At 63.0% G+C, this 15,488-nt stretch carries 10 protein-coding genes and 1 pseudogene; 4 read left to right on the forward strand and 7 right to left on the reverse strand.

Features of this window, described 5'->3' with window-relative positions; translation table 11 throughout:
* Position 1 precedes the first annotated feature (1 nt).
* Entirely contained in the window at positions 2-1,303 is a 1,302-nt protein-coding gene (locus PFLQ2_RS11200; protein ID WP_003182910.1) for an ATP-binding protein, read from the reverse strand.
* A gap of 4 nt (positions 1,304-1,307) precedes the next feature.
* The gene (locus tag PFLQ2_RS11195; protein ID WP_003182912.1) at positions 1,308-2,009 is read right to left on the reverse strand and encodes a response regulator transcription factor; all 702 of its coding nucleotides are present in this window, start codon (positions 2,007-2,009) and stop codon (positions 1,308-1,310) included.
* Between the two features lie 265 nt (positions 2,010-2,274).
* On the opposite strand from PFLQ2_RS11195, the gene PFLQ2_RS11190 reads away from it, so the two are divergent.
* Together PFLQ2_RS11190 and PFLQ2_RS11185 are read left to right on the forward strand one after the other, a co-directional pair.
* Entirely contained in the window at positions 2,275-3,432 is a 1,158-nt protein-coding gene (locus PFLQ2_RS11190) for an efflux RND transporter periplasmic adaptor subunit (RefSeq protein WP_003182915.1), read from the forward strand.
* Positions 3,433-3,446: 14 nt separating this feature from the next.
* On the forward strand, positions 3,447-6,545 hold the full coding sequence (locus PFLQ2_RS11185) for an efflux RND transporter permease subunit (protein WP_003182917.1): 3,099 nt from the start codon (positions 3,447-3,449) through the stop codon (positions 6,543-6,545).
* 722 nt (positions 6,546-7,267) lie between these two features.
* Here PFLQ2_RS11185 and PFLQ2_RS11180 read toward each other — a convergent pair.
* From PFLQ2_RS11180 to PFLQ2_RS11165, 5 genes and pseudogenes are all read right to left on the reverse strand, one after another.
* On the reverse strand, positions 7,268-8,455 hold the full coding sequence (locus tag PFLQ2_RS11180) for a pyridoxal phosphate-dependent aminotransferase (protein WP_003182919.1): 1,188 nt from the start codon (positions 8,453-8,455) through the stop codon (positions 7,268-7,270).
* Between the two features lie 41 nt (positions 8,456-8,496).
* Positions 8,497-9,360, reverse strand: coding sequence for a methyl-accepting chemotaxis protein (locus PFLQ2_RS31025; protein WP_371261197.1), 864 nt, complete (start codon positions 9,358-9,360; stop codon positions 8,497-8,499).
* A pseudogene (locus PFLQ2_RS31030) lies at positions 9,352-10,122 on the reverse strand (MCP four helix bundle domain-containing protein); the annotation flags it as partial. The pseudogene PFLQ2_RS31030 and the gene PFLQ2_RS31025, both read right to left, overlap by 9 nt.
* 183 nt (positions 10,123-10,305) lie before the next feature.
* Complete coding sequence (locus PFLQ2_RS11170; protein ID WP_003182923.1) at positions 10,306-11,442, reverse strand: glycerate kinase; 1,137 nt, start codon at positions 11,440-11,442, stop codon at positions 10,306-10,308.
* 169 nt (positions 11,443-11,611) lie between these two features.
* Positions 11,612-12,736: a sugar diacid recognition domain-containing protein gene (locus PFLQ2_RS11165; protein WP_003182924.1), complete on the reverse strand. Its 1,125-nt coding sequence runs from the start codon at positions 12,734-12,736 to the stop codon at positions 11,612-11,614.
* Between the two features lie 190 nt (positions 12,737-12,926).
* Here PFLQ2_RS11165 and PFLQ2_RS11160 point away from each other — a divergent pair, with 190 nt between their 5' ends.
* Together PFLQ2_RS11160 and PFLQ2_RS11155 are read left to right on the forward strand one after the other, a co-directional pair.
* Positions 12,927-14,237 (forward strand): MFS transporter, encoded by a 1,311-nt coding sequence (locus PFLQ2_RS11160; RefSeq protein ID WP_003182926.1) that lies wholly within the window; start codon positions 12,927-12,929, stop codon positions 14,235-14,237.
* Between the two features lie 193 nt (positions 14,238-14,430).
* Entirely contained in the window at positions 14,431-15,444 is a 1,014-nt protein-coding gene (locus tag PFLQ2_RS11155; protein ID WP_003182928.1) for an aldo/keto reductase, read from the forward strand.
* The last annotated feature ends 44 nt before the right edge of the window (positions 15,445-15,488 follow it).

The raw sequence follows: 15,488 nt of genomic DNA on the forward strand, positions 1-15,488 counted from the left end.
GTCAGGACGGCGTTGGCAGCCACAGCCTGAAACGCGCTCCGCCCAGCGGCGAGGCTTCGGCCGTCAGCGTCCCACCTTGGGCTTCCAGGGCGCGACGGCTAATGGCCAGGCCGAGGCCGAAGCCGCCCGTGGCGCGGTCGCGGCTGCGGTCCAGGCGATAGAACGGCTCGAACACGCGCTCGCGTTCGCTGTCAGGAATTCCGATGCCATCGTCGTCGACCCAGATCTCGCAACCCCGGTCGCTGACCCGCACACCCACCTGGATCCGCTTCTCGCAATAACGCATGGCATTGCGTAGCAGGTTCTGCAAGGCTCGGGCGGTCAGGCGCGGATCCAGCACGAAGCGCTCCAGCGTCCCGTGCAACAGCACATCGATCACCACATCCGGCGCCGCCAGATCCTCGTCGACACTGCCCAGAATGCTGTCGATGAACTCATCCAACGGTACTTCGACCCGTTCGGGCAAACGCGCGGGATTCTGCAAACGGCTATAGGACAGCAACTCCAACACCAGCTCATCCAACTCACGGATGTGCGCCACCAGCCCTTGCAGACGCTCACGACTGGCCAGTGGCAGGTCATCGGAAAGCGCCAGGGCCAGGCCGAAATCGAGCCGGGTCAAGGGCGTGCGCAGTTCATGAGACACCGCGTTGAGCAGATCCCGTTGCTGGTTGAGCAGGTTCTCGATATCGCCGGCCATGGTGTCGAACACATGGGCGAGGCTGCCAATGTTCGACCGAGAGGCGATGTGCGTACGCTCGCTGAGGTGACCTTTACCGAAGCGCTCGGCGGTGCGCTTGAGGCGTTCCAGATCACGCCAGTGAGGCCGCAGCCAGAGCAGCAGGCAGGCAAGCATCGTCGCGCCGATCAACACATTGATGCTCCAATACAACCAACTTACGTCCGCCGGATCCGGCGGCACGATCATCTTGACCGCCGTGTGCTCATCCAACGGCGAGACCGCCAGGGTTCGCCACGCCCAGTCGCCCAGGCGTACAACGTTCTCGCCATGCTTGAGGCGCGCCTGCTCCACGGGGCTGAAACCGCCGTCATCAATGGCGACCAGCTCAATGCGCAACGGATCGAACTCCTGATCCATCTGCGCCGCCAGCGCCGGCCATTGCTCGCTGGGTACGGCACGGAACTGCTTGACCAGCAAGGTTTGCAGGCCCCGGGAATAATCGAGGTTGTAAGTCAGGAAGCGCTCATGGAACAGGCGGATCACCAGCTCCGGCATCAGATAGATCGCCGCGCTGTAGGAGACGATGGTGACCAGGTAAAGACGGATCAGCAGTTTCCACATCGGCTCAGCATTCCCACTCGGAACGACTGAACAAATAACCCTTGCCCCACACGGTCTTGATCTTGCGCGCCTCACCGGCGTTATCGTCGAACTTGCGCCGCAGCTTGGAAATCGCCACGTCGACCGAACGGTCGGTGCCATTGAATTCGATACCTCGCAGCCGTTGCAGGATCTGATCGCGGCTCAGCACTTCTCCGGAATGACGGGCCAGCACCACCAACAGGTTGTATTCACCACTGGACAGCTCCACCGCCTGCCCACGCCAGGTCACGGTGCGCTCGGACAAATCGATGCAAAGATTGCCCATGAGAATGCGATCGTTGGCCGTCTGCGGTTCGCTGAAGCTGCTGCGACGCAGCAAGGTGCGCACCCTCGCCAGCAACACCCGGGGCTCACACGGTTTGGTGACGTAGTCGTCGGCGCCCATTTCCAGACCCAGTACCTGATCATGGCTATCGTCCCGGGCGGTGAGCATCAGGATCGGCAAGGTCGCCGAATCGGCTCGCAATAAGCGGCAGACCTGCAACCCATCCAATCCCGGCAGCATCAGGTCGAGGATTACCAGGTCCGGCGGATCGACCCGCGCCCGCTCGCGGACATGGTCGCCACGGCTGAGCACACTGACCTGATAGCCGTTGCGCTCCAGATAACTGGCGATCAGCTCGGAGAGTGCGGTGTCGTCTTCGACCAGGAGGATGTTGGGCATCGTGTTTCCAGAAAGTGCTTTAGCGCCTGATAGGCCGCCTTCGCGAGCAAGCCCGCTCCCACAATAATCACGCGAACTCCTGTGGGAGCGGGCTTGCTCGCGAAGGCGGCACTGCAGTCACCCGAGAATCAAGCAGCCAAGGATATACGCCCTCGCCCATTCCCGAGCAAACCCCTTACACAATTTCACATACCCCCTACAAAGCTTTACCGCTGCTCGCGATCGTCCCTCGTAGCATGGCAGCGTTCATTATTGGGGAAGCACCATGTCAACGAACACCTTCGCCACCCTGGGCCTGTTGCTCGGGGTGCTGCTGTTGAGCGCCTGCGACAGCGCCTCGCCCCCTGCCGACGAAGCGCCGCTGGCCACCGTAACCATCGAAACCATCCAGGCCCGGCCACTGTCCATCAGCAGCGAACTGAGCGGGCGCATTGCCGCGCCGCGAACCGCCGAGGTACGCGCGCGAGTGCCAGGGGTGGTGTTGCAACGGGTCTATCGCGAAGGCAGCGATGTAAAGAAAGGCGAGGTGTTGTTCCGCATCGATCCAGCCCCGTTCAAGGCCGACCTCGACAGCGCCGAGGCCGCGTTGCGCAAAGCCGAGGCCAACGCGTTCCAGGCCCGCCTGCAAGAGCAGCGTTACTCGCAGTTGATCGCCGACAACGCCATCAGCGGCCAGGACTACGACAATGCCCGCGCCGCCGTTCGCCAGACCGCCGCCGACGTTGCTGCCAACAAAGCTGCCGTGGAGCGGGCCAGGTTGAACCTGGGGTATGCCACGGTCACGGCGCCGATTGCCGGGCGCATCGGCCGGGCACTGGTCACCGAAGGCGCACTGGTGGGCCAGAACGAAACCACGCCCCTGGCGCTCATCCAGCAGTTGAATCCGATCCACGCAGATCTCACGCAATCGACCCGCGAACTCAACGAGCTGCGCCGGGCCTTGCGTTCCGGACAGTTGCAGCAGGTCGGCCAGGACCAGGCCAAGGCCACGTTGATCCAGGACGACGGCAGCCTCTACCCGTTGCCGGGCAAGCTGCTGTTCACCGACATCAGCGTCGACCCGGGCACCGGCCAGATCACCCTGCGCAGCGAGTTTCCCAATCCCGACCTTGACCTGTTGCCGGGCAGCTTTGTGCGCGTACGCCTGGAACAAGCCTTCGACCGCCAGGGTATCAGCGTGCCGCAACGGGCCATCCAGCGCGACAGCGCCGGCATCGCCCACGTGTTGCTGCTCGACGCGCAGCAACAGCTCAGCCTGCAACCGGTGGAATTGGGCACCGTGCAAGACGATCGCTGGATCGTCACCCACGGCCTCAAGCCTGGCGACCGCATCGTGGTGCAAGGGCTGCAACATGCTCGCCCCGGTGAAAAGGTCCGGATCGACGACTCCCCTCTTCCCCTTGCCCAGGTGCCTGGTCAATAAGCAGGACGTTTCCTATGCCGCAGTTCTTTATCGACCGTCCCGTGTTCGCCTGGGTGGTCGCGCTGTTCATCCTGCTGGCCGGTGCGCTGGCCATCCCGAAGCTGCCGGTGGCGCAGTATCCTGACGTCGCGCCACCGCAGATCGAGATCTATGCGGTGTACCCGGGCGCCTCGGCGCAAACCGTGGACGAAAGCGTAGTCAGCCTGATCGAAGAAGAACTCAACGGCGCCGACAACCTGCTGTATTTCGGTTCCCAGAGCAGCCTGGGCAGCGCCACCATCACTGCGACTTTCCAGCCCGGCACCAACCCCGAACTGGCCCAGGTCGACGTACAGAATCGCCTCAAGGCCGTGGAGTCGCGCCTGCCCCAATCGGTCACCCAGCAAGGCTTGCAGGTGGACAAGGTCTCGGCCGGCTTCCTGCTGCTGATCACCTTGACCTCCAGTGACGGCAAACTCGACGACGTGGCCCTCAGCGATTACCTGGCGCGCAATGTGATGAATGAGATCAAGCGTCTGGACGGTGTCGGCAAGGCGCAGTTGTACGGGGCCGAACGGGCGATGCGGATTTGGATCGATCCGCAGAAATTGCTGAGCTTCAACCTGACCCCGGCCGACGTCAACGCGGCCATCGTGGCGCAGAACGCTCAGGTGTCGGCAGGCAGCATCGGCGACTTGCCGACCCGTACGACCCAGGAAATCACCGCGACGGTGCTGGTCAAGGGCCAACTGTCGACGCCCGAAGAATTCGCCGACATCGTGCTCAAGGCCAACCCCGACGGCTCGACCGTGCGCATCGCCGACGTCGCACGGGTAGAGGTCGGCAGCCAGGAATACCAATTTTCCACCCGTTTGAACGGCAAGCCGTCCACCGCCGTCAGCGTGCAATTGTCCCCCGGGGCCAATGCCGTGAGCACGGCAAACCGGGTGCGCCAGAAGATGGACGAACTGGCGCGCTATTTCCCGGCGGGTGTGGCGTACAAGATCCCGTACGACACGTCGCCTTTCGTCAAAGTCTCGATCACCAAGGTGGTCTATACCCTCGCCGAGGCGATGCTGCTGGTGTTCGCCGTGATGTTCCTGTTCCTGCAGAACGTGCGCTACACATTGATCCCGACATTGGTGGTACCGGTGGCGTTGATGGGCACCTTCGCCACGATGTTTGCCCTGGGTTTTTCCATCAACGTGCTGACCATGTTCGGCATGGTATTGGCCATCGGCATCCTGGTGGACGATGCCATCGTCGTGGTGGAAAACGTCGAGCGAATCATGGCCAGCGAAGGGTTATCGCCCAAGGAAGCCACGCGCAAGGCCATGCAGCAGATCACCGGGGCGATCATCGGCATCACCCTGGTACTGGTGGCGGTGTTTATCCCGATGGCGTTCATGCAGGGTTCGGTGGGGGTCATCTATCGGCAGTTCTCGCTGTCCATGGCCACGTCGATCCTGTTCTCGGCGTTCCTGGCATTGACGCTGACCCCGGCACTCTGCGCGACCCTGTTGAAACCGATCGCCCAGGGCGAACACCACGCCAAAGGTGGATTCTTCGGCTGGTTCAATCGGCGCTTCGACCAGTTGGGTGATCGCTATCAGGGCTGGGTGGCCTACGCGCTGAAACGCACCGGGCGCTACCTGCTGATCTACGGCGTGCTGTTGGTGGGCATGGGCCTGCTGTTCAGTCGCCTGCCCTCCTCTTTCCTGCCGGTGGAGGACCAGGGCTACACCATCACCGACATCCAATTGCCGCCCGGCGCGAGCAAAAACCGCACGGTGCAGGTGGTCGAGCAGATCGAAGCCCACAACGCCGGCGAGCCCGGGGTGGGCGACAGCACGATAATCCTGGGCTTCAGCTTTTCCGGCAGCGGGCAAAACGCTGCATTGGCGTTCACCACCCTCAAGGACTGGTCGGAGCGCGGCAGCGATGACTCGGCCAGCGCCATTGCCGAGCGGGCCAACCAGGCGTTCGGCTCGATCAAGGACGCCATGGCCTTTGCCGTCCTCCCGCCGCCAGTGGATGGCTTGGGGACGTCCAGCGGTTTCGAGTTCCGCTTGCAGGACCGCGGCGCCCTTGGCCATGCCACGCTCATGCAAGCCCGCAGCGAACTGCTCGCTGCCGCGGAAAAAAGCCCGGTCTTGATGAACGTGCGCGAGAGCGCCCTGGCCGAAGCGCCGCAAGTACAACTGGAAGTGGACCGCAAGCAGGCCAACGCCCTGGGCGTATCCTTTGCCGACGTCGGCAGTGTGCTGGCGACCGCCGTGGGCTCGACCTACATCAATGACTTCCCCAATCAGGGTCGCATGCAGCGGGTGGTGGTCCAGGCTGAAGGCGATCAACGCAGCCAGGTCGCCGACCTGTTGAAGATCCACGTGCGCAACGACGCCGGAAAAATGGTGCCGCTGTCAGCCTTTGTCCAGGCCCGGTGGACCCAGGGTCCGACTCAACTGACCCGGTACAACGGCTACCCGGCGATCAGCATCTCCGGCGAACCGGCGCCCGGTCACAGCACCGGCGAGGCCATGGCGGAAATCGAACGGCTGGTGGCCCAGGGGCCGGCAGGCCTGGGCCAGGAATGGACCGGGCTGTCCTTGCAGGAACGTCTGTCCGGCAGCCAGGCGCCTGTTTTGCTGGGCCTGTCGCTGCTGGTGGTGTTCCTGTGCCTGGCGGCGCTCTATGAGAGCTGGTCGATCCCCACCTCGGTGCTGCTGGTGGTACCGCTGGGCGTGCTCGGCGCGGTGCTGGCGGTGTCGCTGCGCGGCATGCCCAACGATGTGTTCTTCAAGGTCGGACTGGTCACCATCATCGGGCTGTCGGCGAAGAATGCGATCCTGATCATCGAGTTTGCCAAGAGCCTGTACGACGAAGGCCACGATCTGGTCGACGCCACGCTCCAGGCCGCGCGCCTGCGTTTGCGGCCGATCATCATGACTTCCCTGGCGTTCATTCTCGGCGTGGTGCCTCTGGCGATCGCTACCGGGGCCAGCTCGGCGAGCCAGCAGGCCATCGGTACGGGGGTGATTGGCGGGATGATCACCGCAACGTTGGCGGTGGTGTTTGTGCCGGTGTTTTTCGTGGCGGTGATGAGGCTTGTGCGCAGATCCGGCAAACAGCGTTGAATCTGAGGGAACGAGGCTGATTGTGATTTTATAGTTTGTGTGTATATCCGTTTTTTGGTAACGGCTGCTTAGGGTTCCGCCCTTACGGCGGGTCACTTTTGGAAGAGCGCCAAAAGTAACCAAAAGCGCTTTGCCCCACCACTCGGTGCCTCGCTAGGGCTCGGCATGCCCGAACGCAGGCATTGCTCCGTGGGCCCGCCGCGAAGGGTCATCCATGACCCAGCGCGGCTATCCCGGCATCCATGCCGGGATGCCCACTACGCAATGCCTGCGTTCGGCCAGCGTGGTTTAACGGGGCGTCCAGATCAAGGTCAAGGTCAAGGTCAAGGTCAAGGTCAAGGTCAAGATCCAGATCTAAAGCAAAGCAAGAGCAGGGCGCCCCCCAGCATCTTTATAGCTGAACCACCGCTATCGCGAGCAAGCTCGGTCCCACAGAAGAAACGCGGTCCCAAAAAAACAGGTCGGCTCTCAGGCCGCCTCGCGGTGGACGTTGATCTCGGCGCCCCGTTAACCACGCTGGCCGAACGTAGGTATTGCGTAGTGGGCCCACGGAGCAATGCCGGAGTGAGGGCATGCCGAGCATTAGCAAGGCACCGAGTGGTGGGGCAAAAGCGTTTTGGTTACTTTTGCGCTTCTCAAAAGTGACCCGCTGTAAGAGCGGAACCGCCAGCAGCCGTTACCAAAAAAACGGATATACACACAAACCATAACTCCGCGATCCCTCAAGCCCGCCGCTCCCGCAGCAACCCCTCCGTACACAGGACAATCCGCCGGCACGCATCCGCCAGTTTCGCCTGATCGACCACCAACCCAATCCGTATATGCCCCGCCGCACTGGGCCCGAACGCCTCGCCGGCCAGCACCGACACGCCATAGCCGTCCAGCAGCCGCTCGGCGAAGCCCTGGGCGCCGAGGCCAGTCTGGCGCACGTCGACCATCACGAACATTCCGCCATCGGGCCGCACCGGCCTCAGGCCTGGGCAATCATCAAGGGCCGCACACACCAGGCCCCGGCGCTGGCGATATTCGTCACGCATCTGTGCCACTTCTGGCAAGTCCTGCTCGAGCGCCACCTGGGCAGCCCGCTGCACAAAATCCGGCAAGCCAAACAGCATGCACAGCGACAGGTTCGCCAAGTGCCCGGCCAACGACTGCGGACCGATCACCCACCCGATACGCCATCCGGTCATGGCGTGAGACTTGGACAGGCTGTTGATGGTGGCGGTGCGCTCGGCCATGCCCGGCAGGCTCGCCGGACTGATGTGTTCGCCTTCGTACAACAAGTCGCTGTAGACCTCATCGCTGATCAGCCACAAATCATGCTCGATGCACAACTTCGCCAGGGCTTGCCAGATAGGCAATCGCAGGCTCGCGCCAGACGGGTTATTGGGACTGTTGAGCAACATCGCCCGGGTGCGTGGCGTGACCAGGCGAGCGACATCGGCCGGCTCGACCCGGAAACCGTTCTCCGGACGCACCGCCACCGGCACCACTTTCGCCCCGCAGGCACCAAACACCGCTTCATAAGTGACGTACATCGGCTCGGCGACGATCACTTCATCCCCAGGGTCGAGCAGGCATTGCGCGACCGCATACACCGCGCATTGCGCACCCGGCAGCACGGTGACATGGCTTGCATCCACGCCCTGGCCGCAACGCTGGCGATGGCGCCGGGCAATGCTGGTACGCAAGGAATGCAGGCCACGAATATCCGAATAATGCGTGTCGCCGGCCCGCAGACTGCCCACCGCCGCATCGACAATGGCCCGCGGCGTATCGAAGTCTGGATCGCCCACCGACAACAGCAACACATCCATGCCCCGCTCACGCATGGCCAGCGCCCGATCATGAATATCCCAGGCAGCGGCACCGTCGCCGGTGATGCGTTGGGTCAAGGCTGAAAAGCGCATGTACGTCTCCTGATTGCGCGAGGTCCAGCCTCAACCCTATCTCAAATTACAAACCGCGCCACCATCGCATTCAAACCCACCGCCAGGCGCGACAGTTCGTGGGTGGCGTCGCTGGTCTGTTTCGCGCCGCTGGCCGACTGGGTGGCGAGGTCGCGGATGTTGACCAGGTTGCGGTCCACTTCACGGGAGACCTGGGCCTGTTCTTCCGACGCGCTGGCGATGACCAGGTTGCGTTCGTTGATCTGGTGGATCGATTGAGTGATCTGCTCCAGGGCTACGCCTGCGGCCCGGGCCATTTCCAGGGTGCTCTGGGTGCGCTGGTTGCTCTGTTGCATCGATTGCACGGCCTGGCCGGTGCCGTTCTGGATGCCCGCGACCATTTTTTCGATTTCCTGGGTCGACTGCGCGGTGCGATGGGCCAGGGCCCGGACTTCGTCGGCCACCACTGCGAAACCTCGTCCGGCCTCCCCGGCGCGGGCGGCTTCGATGGCGGCGTTGAGGGCCAGCAGGTTGGTCTGTTCGGCGATGGCGCGAATCACATCCAGTACTTTACCGATGTCACGGCCCTGCACCGCCAGGCCTTCGATCATCGACGCGGTGTTTTGCACGTCGTGGGTCATGGTCTGGATCGCATCGACGGTTTCCACCACCCGGGTGCGGCCTTCTTGGGCGGCCTGGGTCGACTGGTTCGAGGCTTCGGAGGTGGACACCGCATTACGGGCCACTTCCTCAACGGCAGCGGTCATTTCGTTGACAGCCGTGGCAGCCTGTTCGATTTCGTTGTGCTGCTGTTGCAAGCCACGGGAAGATTCCTGGGTCACCGCGCTCAATTCTTCGGCCGCAGCGCCCAATTGGGTGGCTGAACCGGCGATCTGCTCGATGGTCTGGCGCAGGCTGCCCTGCATGGCGGCCAGGGCTTGGAGCAAGCGGCCGGGCTCGTCCTTGCCATCGTCGGTTATAACCTGGACCAGGTTCCCGCCGGCAATCGTGCGCGCGGCTTCCAAGGCCCGGTTGAGCGGCGCGACGATGCTGCGGGTCAGCAGCAGCGCCAGCACCACAGTGGCCAGCGCGGCAATGATCGAGACGATGATAATGCCGGTGAGGGCGCTGTTGTAGTTTTCACCTGCCTTGGCTGATGCGTCGCCGGCGCTGGCCACGCTCATCGCGATCAGCTTGTTGAGCTGCTCGCCCATCAAGTCGGTGCCTTCCTTGATCCGCGTATTAATATGAGTGCGCAACTGCTCGATCTTGTCCTGGCGCGACAGCTCCAACATTTCTTTCTGAGCTTGCAGGTATTTATCAAGCGTCGCGGAAAAAGCCTTGTACAGCTCCGCCTCTTCAGGAGAAGTCGTCAGGGCCCCATAGCTTTTGTTGGCCTTGAGCAGTTTTTCCACCAGCACGCCGATGCGGCTGTCCGCTTCCGTCAGGCTGGCCGGGTCCCGGTTGACCAGGATGCGGAACGAGAGGATGCGCATACGCAGCACGTTTTCCATCACGTTGGCGAGGTAGCCGACGCTGGGTACCTGAATCTGCTCCATGTCCAGTGACGCCTGGCGGATGACCGACATGCGATTGGCGGCGAAGACGCCCAGGATAATCACCAACAACGCAATGACGGTGAAACCGAGAAAGGCTCGGGGCGCGATGTTCAGGCTGCGTAGGGACATGGGAAGACCTCGGGGGTGGTGGAGCGTCCATGCCAAAAGCGCATCGATTGGGATAATTGTTGTACGCCTGACTGGTTATCGGCTGGGCTTTAGAGTTTTTGCAGGGGGATGTAAAAAATATTTCCCGAGGGGTGCGTGGCAAGGAAGCTTGCTTCATTGCCACGTGTGCGGTTCCCAGCCGTTTTATCGGTGCGCCACCCGCCAGAGCCGTGCAATGTCCTCGGCGCGCTCGCTCAACAAGCGCGCGGCATCGGCACAGGCCTCTTGCAGGGTCATCGGGCCATTGGCCAAGGCAAAAGCTGCGTCGATACCATGCTCGTACAACGCCTGGTAACCCTCCCCCAGCGTGCCGGCGATGACCAACACCGGGACGCCGCGCTGGCGGGCGATGCGGGCCACGCCAAAAGGGGTTTTGCCGCGCAGGGTCTGGGCGTCGAAACGGCCTTCGCCCGTGATGACCAGGTCGGCGCCGTCGATGGCAGCGGCCAACCCAGTCAGCTGGGCGACGACATCCACGCCGGTACGAAATTGAGCGCCCAGGAACGCCTTGGCTGCGAAGCCCAGGCCGCCGGCGGCGCCGCTGCCCGGTTCGTCGCGCACATCCTTGTCCAAGGCTTGGGCGCAGTGTTCGGCGAAGTGCCCCAAGGCCCGATCAAGTTCCTGCACCTGCTCAGCCGAGGCGCCTTTCTGCGGGCCGAAAACCGCCGATGCCCCGTGGGGACCGCACAACGGGTTATCGACATCGGCAGCGATTTCGAAGCGCACTCGGGCCAGGCGTGGGTCCAGGCCACTCAGGTCGATACGCGACAGCTTCGCCAGGGCCAGGCCGCCGGGAGAGAGGGGTTGGTCGTGTTCATCCAGCAAGGCCAGGCCCAAGGCCTGCATCGCGCCGGCACCGGCATCGTTGGTGGCGCTGCCGCCGATCGCCAGGATGACGTGCCCGGCGCCTTCATCCAGGGCGGCACGAATCAACTCGCCAGTGCCATAGGTGCTGCTGGCACAGGCGTCCCGCTGGCCTGGCGGCACCAACTGCAAGCCACTGGCCTCGGCCATCTCGATGATCGCCGTGCGGCTGCTGGCCAACCAGCCCCAGCGCGCCTCGACGGGAGCCCCCAGCGGGCCTCGAACTCGGGTGCTGCGCCATTCTCCGTTGCAGGCGGCGAGCACCGATACCACCGTCCCCTCCCCACCATCGGCCATCGGGCACTTGATCAACTGCGCATCCGGCCAGACCCGGGCCAATCCCAGGGCAATGGCATCGGCGACACCCTGGGCGCTGAGGCTGTCCTTGAACGAGTCGGGGGCGATGATTATTTTCATATTATTCTCCGGTTCCGATGCACAGCATGCTGCCAGCTGAGCGCAGCCGTGACGCCGGTCTGGCGCACAAAAGACACCGGGCATTATTGTTCAATTTCACAAACACCGGTTTGGTTGGGATGCTGCAGGGGCTGGTGGCCTCATCGCGAGCAAGCCCGCTCCCACAGGGCTATTTGGCTACCTCTGGGTTTTGTGGCAACAGCTGCACTCCCAAGTACAACGCCAGCATCCCATCCAGCCGCAACGGATCGACCCCGCTGAGTTCGGCAATGCGCTCCATGCGGTAGCGCAGGCTGTTGCGGTGGATGCCCAGGGCTTCGGCGCAGGCCTGGCTCTGGCCATCGTGTTCACACCAACTGCGCAAGGTCGCGAGCAACTGGCCGTTGCTGTCCTTGGCGATGACCCTGCGCAGCGGTGCCAGCAATTCGTCCAGGGCGTCGTCGCTGCGATGGCGCCAGAGCATCACCGGCAGGCGATAACGGCTGAGGGCCAGTAACCGTGACTGGGGCAACACATCGCGTCCGTAAGCCAGCAAGTCCCCGACCCTTCGGTAGCAACGGCGCAGGCCCGCCAGCCCTTCGGCCTGACCGCCCACCGCCACGCGCGAGATATTCCAGCCCAACCCGTCGAGCTTGGCCAGCAACCGCTCATTTTCCACCGAAGCGGTCACCGGGCGGCACCAAAGCAGCGAGGATTTCGACGAGGTCAGGCACCAACTGTCGGGGTAACGCGACATCAGCCAGGCGCTCAGCGTCTCCACAGTCTGCCCAGGCCCATGCTCCAGCCCCAGTTCGAACAGATAAGGCACTCGTGATAACTGTGGCTTGAGTCCCATCTGCCGCGCTTCGTCCAGCAGGCGCGGCGAGTCCCCGGCGTCTCCCAGCAATAACGCCAGCAGATCGTCGCAACGCTGGCGCCGCCATTGCTGCTCGGCCTGCTGGTTACGCTGGCCCACCAGCATTTCGGCGGTCATGCGCACCAGTTCGGCATAGGTACGCAACTGCGCAGGCTCACCCGTGATACCGAGGACGCCGATCAATCGTTGGTCAAACATCAGCGGAAGATTGATCCCCGGCTGCACGCCCTTGAGGTGAGCCGCGGTGTGCTCGTCGATTTCTACCACCCGCCCATTGGCCAGGACCAGTTGCGCACCTTCGTGCCGCGTATTGACGCGCTCGCGCTCACCGCTGCCGAGGATCAGGCCCTGGTTGTCCATGACGTTGACGTTATACGGCAGGATCGCCATCGCCCGGTCGACGATGTCCTGCGCCAGGTCGTGATCGAGTTCGAACATGGGCGGTGTTCCTTGCAAGCGGCATTATTGTTTTGAGTAGGATGCGCCACGCGATTGGTCAGGCGCACAGGGTCTGCATTCAAACCCTGTGCCCAGGCACAAAGACACGGGACCTTGGGCTGGCCGAGACTCAAGGGGCGGTCAACGTTACCCCTTGGCTCGCAAAAATCATAATAAAGAGAGACCCGCCATGTCCCAGAGCGCAGCTGCATTCCTGGCTACCCCCGACGAAAAGAATACGGTCTACAAACGCATCACCCTGCGTTTGATCCCGTTCATCTTCATCTGCTACCTGTTCAACTACCTCGACCGCGTCAACGTTGGCTTCGCCAAGTTGCAGATGCTCGACGCGTTGAAATTCAGCGAAACCGTGTACGGCCTCGGCGCCGGAATTTTCTTCATCGGCTACGTGCTGTGTGGCGTACCGAGCAACCTGGCCCTGACCAAATTCGGCCCGCGGCGCTGGATCGCCTTGATGATGGTCACTTGGGGCACGCTGTCGACCTGCCTGCTGTTCGTCACCACCCCCACCGAGTTCTATACCTTGCGGCTGTTCACCGGCGCAGCCGAAGCCGGGTTCTTCCCGGGCGTGGTGCTGTACCTCTCGCAATGGTTCCCGACGTTCCGACGGGGCCGGATCATGGCGTTGTTCATGTCCGCCATTCCGGTGTCCGGCTTGTTGGGCAGTCCGTTTTCCGGCTGGATCCTCAACCATTTCGGCGCAGGCCAGGGCGGTCTGGCCGGCTGGCAGTGGATGTTCCTGCTCCAGGGCATCCCGACGGTGATTCTTGGCGCCCTGGCGTTTTTCCTGCTCAGCGACACCTTCGCCAACGCCAAGTGGCTGACCGATCAGGAACGCGCCGTGCTCACCGCCGACCATGCCGAAGACCTGGCCAACAAGCCGAAAACCACCACCGACTCGCTGCTGGCAGTGTTCAAGAACCCGGCGATCTGGGCCTTTGGCCTGGTGTATTTCTGCATTCAGAGCGGCGTCTACGCGATCAACTTCTGGCTGCCGTCGATCATCAAGAGCCTGGGCTTCAGCGATAACCTGGTGATCGGCTGGCTGAGCGCGATTCCGTACCTGCTGGCGGCGGTGTTCATGTTGTTGGTGGGCCGCTCGGCGGATCTGCGCAAGGAACGTCGCTGGCACCTGGTGGTGCCGATGCTGATGGGCGCGGCCGGACTGCTCATCGCTGTCAATTTCGCCACCACGCCGGCCATCGCCATCATCGGCTTGTCCATCGCCACCATGGGCGCCCTCACCGGCCTGCCGATGTTCTGGCCGGTGCCCACCGCCCTGCTCAGCGCCGGCGCGGCCGCCGGTGGGCTGGCGCTGATCAATTCCATGGGCCAGATGGCCGGTTTCCTCAGCCCGTACCTGGTGGGCTGGGTCAAGGACGCCACCGGCTCGACCGACGCCGCGTTGTACGTGCTGGCGGGCGTGATTGTCTGCGGCAGCCTGCTGGCGTTGCGCATGACCCGCACCCTGCGAGCCTGACACTCTTTTTCCCTATGGGAGCGCGCTTGCTCGCGATTGCGTCAGGTCAGCCAACATCTTTATAGGCTGGTTCATCGCCTTCGCGAGCAAGCCCGCTCCCACAAGTGATTTGGGGTGTTCGAGAAATCTGTTTGATCCGTGCGCCTGTTCTGGGGTTTGATTGGGCCTTTCCCATGGATGAAAGGATCTTGTCATGAGTTACCGCACGCTAGGCCAATCCGGGTTGCAAGTCTCGACGCTGACCCTGGGCACCATGATGTTCGGCGAGCAGACCAGCACCGAGGACTCGCTGCGGATCATCGGCAAGGCCTGGGACCAGGGCATCAATTTCATCGACACGGCCGACGTGTACAGCAACGGTCGCTCCGAAGAGATTGTCGGCGAGGCGATCGCCAGCCATCGCCAGGAATGGGTGCTGGCCACCAAGGTCGGCTTCGGCCCGGCGGACGGCGTGCCCAACCGCAGCGGCCTGAGCCGCAAGCACTTGTTCAACGGCATCGAGGCCAGCCTCACGCGCCTGGGCACCGACTACCTGGACATCTACTACCTGCACCGCGAAGACCACAACACGCCGTTGCACGTCACCGTATCGGCCATTGGCGATTTGATTCGCCAGGGCAAGATCCGCTACTGGGGCCTGTCGAACTACCGTGGCTGGCGCATCGCCGAGGTGATTCGGATCGCCGACAGCCTGGGCATCGACCGGCCGGTGATCAGTCAGCCGCTGTATAACATCGTCAACCGCCAGGCGGAAACCGAGCAAATCACCGCCGCGCAGAATTACGGCCTCGGCGTGGTGCCCTTCAGCCCCCTGGCCCGTGGCGTGCTCAGCGGCAAGTACGCGCCAGACGTGGCACCGGACGCCAACAGCCGCGCCGGCCGCCAGGACAAGCGCATCCTGGAAACCGAATGGCGGGTCGAGTCCCTGCGCATTGCCCAGCAAATTCTCCAATACACCCAGGGCCGGGGCGTAGGCATCGTCGAATTCGCCATTGCCTGGGTGTTGAACAACCGGGCCGTGACCTCAGCCATCGTCGGACCGCGCACCGAGCAGCAGTGGGATTCGTACACCAAGGCGCAGGCCGTGCAGATCACGGCGGAAGATGAAGCCTTCATCGATTCGCTGGTGACGCCGGGGCATGCTTCGACGCCAGGGTTCAACGACGTTAGCCATTTCGTGCCGGGGCGAGTGCCGCGCACGTCATAATCATTCATCGAAACAACCAACGTGGCGAGGGTGCTTGCTCCCGC

The organism is Pseudomonas fluorescens Q2-87 (assembly GCF_000281895.1).
GTDB classification, from domain to species: Bacteria; Pseudomonadota; Gammaproteobacteria; order Pseudomonadales; family Pseudomonadaceae; genus Aquipseudomonas; species Aquipseudomonas fluorescens_S.